The sequence below is a fragment of the Planomonospora sp. ID82291 genome, assembly GCF_015711645.1.
GTDB lineage: Bacteria > Actinomycetota > Actinomycetes > Streptosporangiales > Streptosporangiaceae > Planomonospora.
The window spans coordinates 1-11,022 of sequence record NZ_JABTEX010000003.1 but is presented as its reverse complement, the minus strand read 5'-3'; the positions used below and the strand labels follow the sequence as shown (position 1 = coordinate 11,022).

Annotated in this window: 7 protein-coding genes; 4 read left to right on the top strand and 3 right to left on the bottom strand. The window is 72.5% G+C overall.

Features of this window, described 5'->3' with window-relative positions; all coding sequences use genetic code 11:
- Positions 1-36: 36 nt before the first annotated feature.
- Both HS045_RS19500 and HS045_RS19495 read right to left on the bottom strand, forming a co-directional pair.
- Positions 37-2,373 carry a lantibiotic dehydratase gene (locus HS045_RS19500; RefSeq protein ID WP_196452891.1) on the bottom strand — a complete coding sequence of 779 codons (2,337 nt, stop codon included), beginning with the start codon at positions 2,371-2,373 and terminating at the stop codon, positions 37-39.
- A gap of 14 nt (positions 2,374-2,387) precedes the next feature.
- A complete protein-coding gene (locus HS045_RS19495) occupies positions 2,388-5,615 on the bottom strand; it encodes a condensation domain-containing protein (RefSeq protein ID WP_196452890.1) in 3,228 nt (1,075 codons plus the stop codon).
- 460 nt (positions 5,616-6,075) lie between these two features.
- Here HS045_RS19495 and HS045_RS19490 point away from each other — a divergent pair, with 460 nt between their 5' ends.
- The gene (locus HS045_RS19490) at positions 6,076-6,288 is read left to right on the top strand and encodes a DUF3311 domain-containing protein (RefSeq protein ID WP_230884492.1); all 213 of its coding nucleotides are present in this window, start codon (positions 6,076-6,078) and stop codon (positions 6,286-6,288) included.
- Positions 6,289-6,292: 4 nt separating this feature from the next.
- On the top strand, positions 6,293-7,891 hold the full coding sequence (mctP, locus tag HS045_RS19485) for a monocarboxylate uptake permease MctP (protein ID WP_307827608.1): 1,599 nt from the start codon (positions 6,293-6,295) through the stop codon (positions 7,889-7,891).
- A gap of 143 nt (positions 7,892-8,034) precedes the next feature.
- Here mctP and HS045_RS36220 read toward each other — a convergent pair whose 3' ends face one another.
- Positions 8,035-8,298 carry a DUF6285 domain-containing protein gene (locus HS045_RS36220; protein WP_307827607.1) on the bottom strand — a complete coding sequence of 88 codons (264 nt, stop codon included), beginning with the start codon at positions 8,296-8,298 and terminating at the stop codon, positions 8,035-8,037.
- A 280-nt stretch (positions 8,299-8,578) separates the two neighbouring features.
- Between HS045_RS36220 and HS045_RS19475 the strand changes: the two genes are divergently transcribed.
- A complete protein-coding gene (locus HS045_RS19475) occupies positions 8,579-9,769 on the top strand; it encodes an acyl-CoA dehydrogenase family protein (RefSeq protein WP_196452888.1) in 1,191 nt (396 codons plus the stop codon).
- A 118-nt stretch (positions 9,770-9,887) separates the two neighbouring features.
- Positions 9,888-10,898 (top strand): phosphotransferase family protein, encoded by a 1,011-nt coding sequence (locus tag HS045_RS19470; RefSeq protein WP_196452887.1) that lies wholly within the window; start codon positions 9,888-9,890, stop codon positions 10,896-10,898.
- Positions 10,899-11,022: the final 124 nt, after the last annotated feature.

The following is an 11,022-nucleotide window of genomic DNA, read 5'->3' as shown; positions in this document are numbered from 1 at the left end:
CCGCACCGCGGACACGCGCCGCCGGAGCGGCGCGTGTCACGCGTGGGCGAGGGCCATGATGCGCAGTTCGGCCGTGTAGCGGGCACCGCGGGCATCGCGCAGCCAGAGGCGGTCGGTGTCCGGCAGCATCTCCGTGATCGTGACCGCGCCGGATCCGGCCTCGGCGGTGCGGCGGACGAACTTGCCGAGCAGGTTCACCAGCGACAGGCTCCTGAAGTCCACGGCGATCGGCTTCCTCTCTATCGAGAGCCGGACGAAGCCGCGTTCGGGCAGGCCGTGCCGGACGTGCCAGCGGCGTGCCTGCACGTAACGCCGCCGCTCGTCCTTGACGAAGGCCCACGCCACGTCGGCGACCGGGAACGTCCACGCCTCGCGGCTGACGACCAGGCGGTCGACGGTGATGCGCGGGCGGTGCGGCGCGCCGTCGAACGGCTTGAACGCGTCGACGACCAGCACGCTGAACAGGTCGCCCGCCACCTCCAGGAAGGAGTGCTCGCGGCCGCCCCCGGAACGGTGCCGCACGATGAGATCGTCACCGCGGCGTTCCACCACCAGGTCCAGTACGGACACCAGGGGAGAACCCGGCGGCGGCTCGAACGACTCGGCGCCGATGCACAGGTAGGTGTAGCTCGGCAGCATCACCTCGTCAGCCCGCGACATCCGCGTGGTGGCCAGGGGGGAGTCGACCCGCGGAACGATCACCACGCGCTCGTCCAGGCGGCTGGCGACGGCGGCTTCGTGCAGGCGGCGCGGGTCGGGGTGCTGGTTGACGAAGACCTTGTTCTCCAGCGTGTTGGCGGCGCAGTGCAGCTCGCCGAGCACGAAGTCCAGGTCACCGCGGGCCAGGGCGGCCTCGTCGGCGGCCATCAGCATGAGGTCCGGCGAGAAGCAGCGTGCGGCGCTCCAGCGCGGCGCGCCGGTGGCGAACTCCTCGGCCACTCGGCCGGCGATCGCCTCGGCGGTCAGACGAACGTCCCGGGTCCGGCCGAACTCCTCCAGCGGCAGGCCGATCACCCGCCGCCAGCGCCGGCGGAACTCCCCCACGACCTCGTCGACGACCTCCGACCCCGGCGCCAGGGTGAGCGCGCCCAGCTCGGGCATGACCGAGGTCAGCACCTGGAGCAACGGCATCGTGCGGGCACCGGTGCGCGCCGTCTCGCGGTCGAGCAACCGGCGCGTTCCGGCCTCGTAGCGCTCGGCGACGCTGTTGACCAGCCACCTCGCACTGTCCAGCACCAACCCGAGAGGCGCGGCCAGCGCGTCGGTCGCCTTCCGGCCCAGCCGTACGCCGAGGTCGCGGACGGTGTCCTCATAGACGAGGGTACGGCCGGCGTACACGCCGCCGGAGCGGCGGACGGCCGGGCGGCCGGTGATGCGCTCGAACGTCTCGGCCAGTTCCCGCTGCGCCTCCATGAGCCGCTCCGCGTCCCCGGCGGCCGCCGCCATGGCATCACGCGCACCGACCAGCTCGTCGAGTGAGGCACGGGCACGGGCGCGTACCGCGGGGTCGGCGATCAGGTCGATGCGCTCGGCCAGTTCCCGCTCCGGCCAGGTGACCAGCTTGCCGTTCAAGTCCAGACGCACCGCCCCGCACTCGCGGAGCCGCAGCAGGACGGCGACCGCCGCCGGGTCGGGCGGGTCGCCCGCTATGTCGCGGATCGTGTGACGGCCGTCGCAGCGGCCGAGGACGCGCAGCTCAGCGGCCTGCAGCGTGACCGGCTTGCGGAACGGCAACCGGAGCACCCCTTTGGTGAGCGTCGCGGCCGAGTCCCGCCTGGGGCGCAGCCAGGGCCACACCTCGGGGCGGGCCGCGACCGCCTCCGCGACGGCGTCGATCGCCCAGCCCTCGAAGTAGACGGTGCGCCGGGCCAGCAGGCCGGGTCCCGGAGCCAGCTCCAGGCCCGTGTCCTCGGCGCCGATCCGGGCCCAGCCGAGGGGGCCGAAGAAGCCCACGGTGTCGTTCTTGAGGCAGTAGCGCTGCAGGTAGGTCGTGATGGTGAGCTCGTGGCGGCGGCTTTCGCGCTGCGATCGAGGCTCACCGCCGGCCGTCTTGTCCAGGCAGACCCGGACCACCTGCGGGTTCTGCCACGCCACCGCCTCGCGGAACAGGGGGTCGGCGGCGGCCCGGCGCATGACGGCGGTCCGCCGGTCGGCCGCGGCGGCGAAGGTCTTCTCCCACTGCTCCCCGGTGGCGGGCACCCGCTCGTCCAGGCGGTCGGCCGCGGCGGCCAGCTCGGCGTCGCAGAGCTCGGCGAACCAGTCAGCCGGGAACCCCGTGCCGCGCAGCGCGCACTCCCGCCACAGCAGCCAGCCGGACCCGCCCAGCGGCGTGTGGTGCTCGGTCTCCCGTGCGGGCCGTTCCCGTGTCGTCACCGGTTCCCGTGTCATCACCGGTCGTGCTCCCGGTCGGCCGACTCGATCTCGTTCAGCAGCGCTTCGAGGTCGTCGGCGCCGTACAGCTCCCCCTGGGCGCGGACGACCAGCTGGGCCAGGCTCTCCACCGTCGGCGAGCCGAAGACCTCCCGCAGGGACAGCTCGATGCCGAACGTGTCGCGGATGCGCGAGGCGAGCTGGGTGGCCAGCAGCGAGAAGCCGCTCAGCTCGAAGAAGGTGTCGTGGACGCCGACCCGATCGATGCCGAGAAGCTCCTCGAAGATCGCGGTCAGGCGGTGTTCTATCGGCGTGCTCGGGGCCGCGTAGTCGTCGGGCGGGCCGCTGCCGTCGGGAACGGGAAGGGCGTCGAGGTCGTAGTCGCCGTCGCGGGTGCGCGGCAGCCGGTCGAGGACGAACAGCCGCTCGGGCATCGAGGAGTCGGGCAGCACCGTGAGGAGATACTGCCGGATCCTGACGGTGCCGAGCGCGGGGTCGGGGCCGGCGAGGTAGCCGACGAGCACGATCCGGCCGTCCGCGGCGACGTGCTCGGTCACCAGCGCGTCGCGGACGTCCGGCCCGTCGCGCAGCGCGGCCAGCGTCTCGACGGGATCGGCGTCCGCCCGTCCGACGAATTCGAGTGTGCCGTCCGTCCAGCGGCGGGCGAGGTCTCCGGTGCGCTGGGAGCCGGAGCAGAGTTCGGCCACCTCCCCGACCGCGGCCGGCCGTCCGCCGGGGTGACGCAGCTCGGCCCGGTCGTCGGCCGGATCGCCGCTCAGCGGCACCCGCACGCCCGCGGTCTGCGGCTGCCAGTCGGCCGGGACCGGGTATGCGGCGAGGGGCCGCCCGTCGCGGCCCACCCGGTGGACGCCGACCCCCCGGCAGCGGGGCGCCAGGTGGCGCAGCGCCACGAGGTCGTGGGAGATCAGCTCGCCGGAGTTCTCGATGAAGGCGTACCGCAGCGCCGGGAGCGTCTCGTGGGCGGCGTCCAGACCGCGCAGGATCGCCGGGGTCAGGTAGGCGACGGTGGCGGCGTTCTCCCTCAGCCAGGCGAGGTCGCCGCGCTCCGGCAGGAGCAGCACCGCTCCGGCGCTCAACGCGCTGGACATCGCCGAGGCCAGGTGGCCGGGCAGAGCCGACAGCACCGCGAACCGATCGTCCTCGTCCAGCCCGAACCGCCGAACCGCCCAGTCGGTCTCCGCCCGCCCCGGATCCCCTGGCGCCGGCGTGCCGTCCGTGTCGTTCACGTCGGCGAAGATCGGACTGAGATCGATGTCCGCCTCGCTCCCCGGACGCACGTCGACCACCGCGGAGACCCCGAGGTACCGCGCCGCGACCGGGCCCGCCTCCTCGATCACCGAGAAGGTCGCACCCGCTTTCCCGCAGCCCAGGACAGCGGCCACGAATGCCGCGGAGGCCCGCCGTACCACCCCGAAATGCTCCGTCTGCGACGCGGCGCGCTCCGACAGGACCCGGGCCACCCGATCGGCCGCCCGGCTCAGCCGGCGGTAGCTCCACTCGCCGTCCCGGTCGACCACCGCGACGCGATCCCGGCCCCGCGCGAACCGATCCACGGCCCGATGCGGCTCCGCCACAGGCCAGTCGCCGGCGGGCGCCTCCTCGACCGCGTGCGGCGGGTAGTCCGGCAGCTCCCGTGCGGGATCCTCCACCGCGGCGCGCAGGAACACGCGCAGATGCTCCGCGAGCACCCGCATCATCGCCGGCTGGTACCGCTCGGCGTTGAACTCCAGATGGACCTGCAGCGCGGACCCGACCTCCTGCGCACTGACCATGAGATCGAACTTGCTGTCCAGCGCGGGCGTCTCCATGGGCTCGACCGCGACACCGGTGATCTCCTCAGTCACGGGGCCGTCGATCACGTTGAGCAGCACCTGGAACAGCGGCGTCCGGCGCGGGTCCCGCGGTACCCGCAGCTCCTTCACCAGCACGTCGAACGGCGCGTCGGAGTGCGCGTACCCGTCCAGCGCGACCCGGCGCACACGGCCCAGCAGGTCGGCGAAGGTCGGCTCGCCCGACAGGTCCACGCGGAACGGCAGCGTGTTGACGAAAAACCCGATCAGCCGGTCCGTTCCCTCGTCCGTCCGGCCGGCGACCGGCACGCCGATCACCATGTCCCGCTGTCCGGACCACCGGCTCAGCGTGGTCGCCAGGCTCGCCAGCACCACCATGAACGGCGTCACACCGTGCTCACGGCACAGCGCGTGCAGTTCCCCGGTCTCCTCCGGAGACAGGTCGAACCGCAGCCGCTCCCCCCGCGCGCCCCGGGCCGGCGAGAACCGCCGGGCCAGCGGCAGCACCAGCGGCGGCGGGGCGTCGGCCAGGTGCTCGCGCCAGTAGCCCACCTCCCGCTGGAGCGCCTCACCGGTCAGCGCGGCCCGCTGCCACACCGCGTAGTCCCTGTACTGGATCGGCAGCTCGGCCAGCCCCGCCCGCTCCGCGTCACCGCCCGCCTCGTACAGTGCCGACAGCTCGCGCACGAGCAGGCCGACCGACCAGGCGTCGGAGATGATGTGGTGCATGGTGACGGCCAGCACGTGCTCGGTGTCGCCCAGCTTGACCAGCAGGCACCGGAACAGCGGCCCCCGCGCCAGATCGAAAGGAGCGGTGGCCTGCTCGTCCGCCAGCCGGCGGGCCTCGTCCTCGTCCGCGCCCTCGACGACCTCCAGCCGCCAGTCCTCGCCGAGGTCGTCCACCACCTGGACCGGCCGCCCGTCCACCGTGGGGAAGCGGGTGCGCAGCGTCTCGTGCCGCAAGAGGATCGCGCGGATGCCGCCCTCCATCGCGGCCACGTCGAGCGGCCCGGTCAGCCGCCGCCGCCCGTGCACGTTGTACGCGGTCCCCGGCCGAAGCTGGTTCTCCAGCCACAGCCGCTCCTGGTCGAACGAGAGCACCGGCTCGGCGTCCGCGGCCCGCGGCCCGGCATCCGCGGCCCGCGGCTCGGCGGCGGAGGCCCCGGACGACGCCCGCGCCGCCACCGCCGCCGCCAGCCCCGCCACGGTGGGAGCGGCGAAGAACTCCTTCACGGAGACCCGCACACCCAGGATCTTCCTGATGCGCGCTGTCACCTTGGGCGCCAGCAGAGAGTGCCCGCCCAGTTCGAAGAAGTCGTCGGACACGCCCAGATGCGAACGGTCGAGGACATCGCGCCAGATTCCCGCGATGACCTCCTCGTAGGGAGTGCGCGGAGCGATATGACGGCTCGGAGCCCGGGAAGGGGATGCCATAGCCGAACGGTACGTGTCGCCCCGATCATTCGGATGTCACACAAAAGGGGGATCATGGCGGTACCGAGGTTCATCCCACCAGCGGATGCGGCCGTGGGACCGGCGCTCCGGCGAGGACCTCGGAGCCCTCGATCTCACCCGTTCCGATCTCACCCGTTCCGATCTCACTCGGCCGGAGACCGCTCTACCCCGCCACGCTCGACGCCGACCGTGCCGCGGGCATCTGGACGGCCGGCACGCCGACCGTGCCGCGGGCATCTGGACGGCCGGCACGCCGACGACGCCGGCGCCGGCCGACCTCCTGGGCGCACCCGGGACCGGGACGACCGACCACTCGGCGCGCCAACGGGTCCGTTCGGCGCTCGGTGACCGCGATGAAATGATCACGTGGTTACCCTGCCGGTCACCCCGAAGGGTCGGCCTCCGGCCGACCGGTTCCCTCCGTCACGAGGAGCTCGTGTTGACCGCACCGAAGCAGGATCGGAGCGACCGCAGTCCGTGGAACTGGCTGCTGATCGTGCCGATCGTCCTGCCCCTGCTCCCCTTCCTGTTCAATTCGGACGAGCCCCGGCTGCTCGGCTTCCCGATGTTCTACTGGCTCCAGCTCGCCTTCATCGCGGTCGGCGTCACGTGCACCACGATCGTCTACCAGATGACCAAGCGGGGGCGGTGACGTCGTGCAGGAGCACCTGACCGAGATCGTCATCTTCACCGTCCTGTTCCTGGTCGTCAGCGGCATGGGGTTCGTCGCCTCGCGCTGGCGCCGGCCCAAGGACCTGGCCAGCCTCGACGAGTGGGGCCTGGGCGGCCGGAGCTTCGGCTCCTGGGTCACCTGGTTCCTGGTCGGCGGCGACCTCTACACCGCCTACACCTTCGTGGCCGTGCCCGCCCTGCTGTGGGGCACGGGCGCGATGGGCTTCTTCGCCGTGCCGTACACCGTCGTCATCTATCCCATGGTGTTCCTGGTGCTGATCCGGTTGTGGTCGGTCTCGCACATCCACGGCTTCGTGACCCCGGCCGACTTCGTCCGGGCCCGCTTCGGCTCCCCCACCCTCGCCCTGCTGATCGCGATCACCGGCATCGTCGCGACCATGCCGTACATCGCCCTGCAGCTCGTCGGCATCGAGGCCGTGCTGAAGTCGATGGGCGTGACCGGGCACCTGCCGATCATCATCGCGTTCGCGATCCTGGCCGCCTACACCTACCAGTCGGGCCTGCGCGCCCCCGCGCTGATCGCCTTCGTCAAGGACACGCTGATCTACGTCGTGATCCTGGCCGCGGTCATCGTCATCCCGGCCAAGCTGGGCGGCTGGGACGTGATCTTCGACAGGGCGCAGGCCAAGTTCGCCGCCTCCCCCGCACCCGGCGACGGCATCCTGCTCAACGCCGGAAACCAGCTGCAGTACGTCACACTGGCCTTCGGCTCGGCGCTGGCGCTCTTCCTCTACCCGCACAGCGTCACCGGCGTGCTGGCGTCGAAGAACCGCAACGTGATCAAGCGGAACATGTCCGCGCTGCCCGCCTACAGCCTGCTGCTCGGCCTGATCGCGCTGCTCGGTTTCATGGCCATCGCGGCCGGGACCACGCCGATCGGCAAGGACAACAACACGATCGTGCCGCGGCTGTTCGACCAGATGTTCCCCGACTGGTTCACCGGCGTGGCCTACGCCGCGATCGGCATCGGCGCCCTGGTCCCCGCAGCGATCATGTCGATCGCCGCGGCGAACCTGTTCACCCGCAACGTCTACAAGGAGTACCTCAAGCCGGACGCGAGCGACGCCGACGAGGCCCGCGTCTCGAAGATCACCTCACTGCTGGTCAAGGTCGGCGCGGTGGCCTGCATCCTCTTCCTGGACACCGGCTTCTCCATCGACCTCCAGCTCATCGGCGGCGTCATCATCCTGCAGACGCTCCCGGCCGTGGCACTGGGCCTGTACACCCGCTGGTTCCACCGCGTCGGCCTGATCGCCGGCTGGATCGCCGGCATGGGCGCGGGCATGCTGCTGCTCTACAACATCGGCAACCCGGCCACCGGCAAGCTGCACTTCGCCGGATCGGCGTTCCCGCTGGGCAAACTCGGCCTGGACACGAAGATGACCGTCTACGCGGGCGTCCTCGCCCTGGCCGTCAACCTGGCCGTCGCGGCCCTCGGCACGCTCGTCGCACGCGCCGCCGGGCTCGCCGACGGCGAGGACGCCACCCACCCCGACCACTACCTCGCCGACGAGGGCGACCCCCGCATCAAGGACCTCGACCTCACGCCGGGAGCCCACTGACCCGCTCCGCGACGGGGTACGGCTCGCGCCTCGCGGCGGCGGCGCGAGCCGTACCCCCGGTCATCCGGGCCGTACCGGCGACGCGGCGGGCGTCCGTCCCGGGGAGCGCCGCGGCGTTCCCCGGCCGGCCCCGCCGCGGCGCGTCAGCCGTTCAGGTAGGCCGGGTTCGCCACCGCGAGCTTGTCCCGGACGGCCTCGATCAGGGCGGCGACGAGCGCGGGATGGTCCAGCCCTTCGCGGACGGCGGCGGCGAGCTCGGCGTCGGAGGCGAATCCCAGCTCGCCGAGGCGGGCCGCGTGCCCGGCCGCCTGCCCCGGGCCGAGTTCCAGCTCCCGCTCGACCATGCCGAGCACGTTGACGGCGATCCTGGTGTGGAAGCGCACCCTGCCCTGGACCGCGGGGAGCACGTCGTCCTCCAGGAAGTCACGGACCGCGGCGACGAGCCGGGCCGCCGACGGAACGTCATGAGGACCGGGACCGGAACCGGGAACAGAACCGGAACCGGAACCGGGACCGGGACCGGGACCGGAACCGGGACCGGAACCGGGACCGGGACCGGGAGCGGGACCGGGAGCGGGACCGGCCGATGGCCGTTCCGCGCTCTGCGGATCCTGCGGCGCTCCGGGCTGCGACATAAAGGACTCCTTATCCGTTGACTGGGCAACGAATCTCCGGTGAGATCATTGCATGACCTTCGCCGTTCCCGACAGCGTGCGCCCGCTCCGCGACGCCGTCCACGCGTTCATGACCGAGCGGGTCGAGCCCGCCGAGGGCGTCCTGCACCGGGGCGGGCCCGAGGCCTCGGCGGTCCTGGGCGAGCTCCAGGAGGAGGCGCGGAAGGCCGGGCTGTGGGCTCTGGGCCACCCGGCCGAGCTGGGCGGCGGGGGCCTGCCCTTCCTCGACTACGTCTACGTCAACGAGGTCCAGGGGCGCAGCGAGTTCGGCCAGCTGGCGCTCGGCACGTTCACCCTGCAGGACTCGCTGATGCTCCACGAGTTCGCCGGGCCCGAGCAGCGCGAGCGGTTCCTCGAACCGCTGGTCCGGGCGGAGATCTGGCCGAGCTTCGCGATGACCGAACCGGCCGTCTCCAGCAGCGACCCCACCCAGTTGCGGACCGAGGCCGTGCTGGACGGCGACGAGTGGGTGATCAACGGGCACAAGTGGTTCACCACCGGCGCGAACCGGGCCGCCTACACGACCGTCATGTGCCGCACCGAGCCGGACGCGCCGCCGCACCTGGCGTTCTCGATGATCCTCGTGCCGACCGACACGCCCGGGTACACGATCGTCCGCGACACACCCGTGCTGGGCCTCGACGGCGGCCACTGCGAGGTTCGCTACGAGGACGTCCGCGTCCCGTCCGCCAACCTCCTCGGCCCGCGCGGTCAAGGGTTCCTCATCGCGCAGCGGCGGCTGGGCCCGGGCCGGATCTTCCACTGCATGCGCTGGCTCGGCCAGGCCCAGCGGGCCTTCGACCTGATGTGCCGCCGCCTGCACGAGCGCAGCGCCTCCGGCCGGCCGCTGGCGGACCGGCAGCTGATGCGCCAGCACGTGTTCGACTCCTACACCGAGATCCAGTCGGCCCGGTTGCTGACCCTGCACGCCGCCCAGGCGATCGACCGGGGAGAGCAGGCACGGGTGGAGATCGGCGCCGTCAAGGTGGCCGCCGCGCGGATGCTGCACAACGTGATCGACCGGGCCGTCCAGGTGTACGGCGCCGCCGGCCTGACGCCCGACACCCCGCTGGACCGGATGTACCGGCACGCCCGTGCCGGCCGCATCTACGACGGTCCCGACGAGGTGCACATCGACTCGGTCGGCCGCCGGATCCTCGGCGCGTACGCCGCCGGCGGCAACTGGGAGTTCGGCCTCCGGTAGGGGCCGGCACGCCCTGCGGGAGCGACCGGCACGCCCTGCGGGAGCGACCGACGGGCACCGGGCCGGGCTGTGCGGGGCCGGGCTGTGCGGGGCCGGGCACTCCACGAGGAGAGGACGGATGGACAGAGACGAGATCCTCGCCGACGCGCTCGGCGAGGGAACGACGGTCACGGCGGAGGTCCGGCTGCCGGGCGGGGCGTCCCGCGAGACGTGGGCGCTCGACGCGGTGGACCCCGCCGGAGGCGTCCACGAGCTGATCCTGCGCCTCGACTCACCCGGTTCCGCTCCGGGGTCGGGGATCGGGCTGGCCGGGGAGGCCGCGCTGATGCGGGCCGCCACCGCGGGGGACGTCCCGGTCCCCCGGATCCTGTCGGCCGGTGGGGCGCACATCCTGATGACCCGGGTGCCCGGGGAGACGATCCCCCGCAAGATCCTCCGGGACGAGGCGTTCGCCGCCGTGCGCCCGCGCCTGGCGGCCCGGTGCGGGGAGATCCTGGCCGCGATCCACCGCATGCCGCTCTCCTGCCTGCCCGACGCCTCCGCACCGTCGCCCCGGGCCGTCCCCGGTCCGCAGGCCGTCCCAGGTGATCCGCTGACGACCTGGCGCGACCTGCTGGACCTGACCGGTCGACCGCACCCGGTATTCGAGCTGGCCTTCCGGCGCCTGGCCTCCTCCCGCCCTCCGTGTGACCGGATCACCGTCGTGCACGGCGATTTCCGCAACGGCAACCTCATCGTCGGCCCTGACGGCGTCCGGGCGGTGCTCGACTGGGAGCTGGCCCACGCGGGAGACCCCCTGGAGGACCTGGGATGGCTGTGCGTGAAGTCATGGAGGTTCGGCTCGCCCCTGCCGGTCGGCGGGTTCGGTGAGTACGGCGAGCTCGTCGAGGCCTACGAGAAGGCGAGCGGATACCGGGTGGATCGGGAGGCGCTGCGCTGGTGGGAGTCCTTCGGCGTGCTCAAGTGGGGCGTCATCTGCGTCATGCAGGCCATGCGGTACATGACCGGGGGCGCCCGGTCGGTCGAACTCGCCGCGATCGGCCGCCGCGTCTGCGAGACCGAATGGGACCTGCTGCGCCTTCTCCGATGTCCGTGGCCGTGCAAAAGTAGCCGCAGGTGGCCGGGTTGAGGTCACCGCTGGTGGCCAGTTTTAAGTCCCCACGCCCTCGTGTGCTTGCCGGTGTGTCGTGGGGCGGGCATGCCCCTGAACGGTGATCGTGACGGTGTCAGCCAGTCACAAGATCACCGTTCAG

Coding starts and splice junctions, on each gene's coding strand:
- HS045_RS19495 (WP_196452890.1), bottom strand. CDS start 5,615: ATGGCATCCCCTTCCCGGGCTCCGAGCCGTCATATCGCTCCGCGCACT.
- HS045_RS19475 (WP_196452888.1), top strand. CDS start 8,579: ATGACCTTCGCCGTTCCCGACAGCGTGCGCCCGCTCCGCGACGCCGTC.
- HS045_RS19470 (WP_196452887.1), top strand. CDS start 9,888: ATGGACAGAGACGAGATCCTCGCCGACGCGCTCGGCGAGGGAACGACG.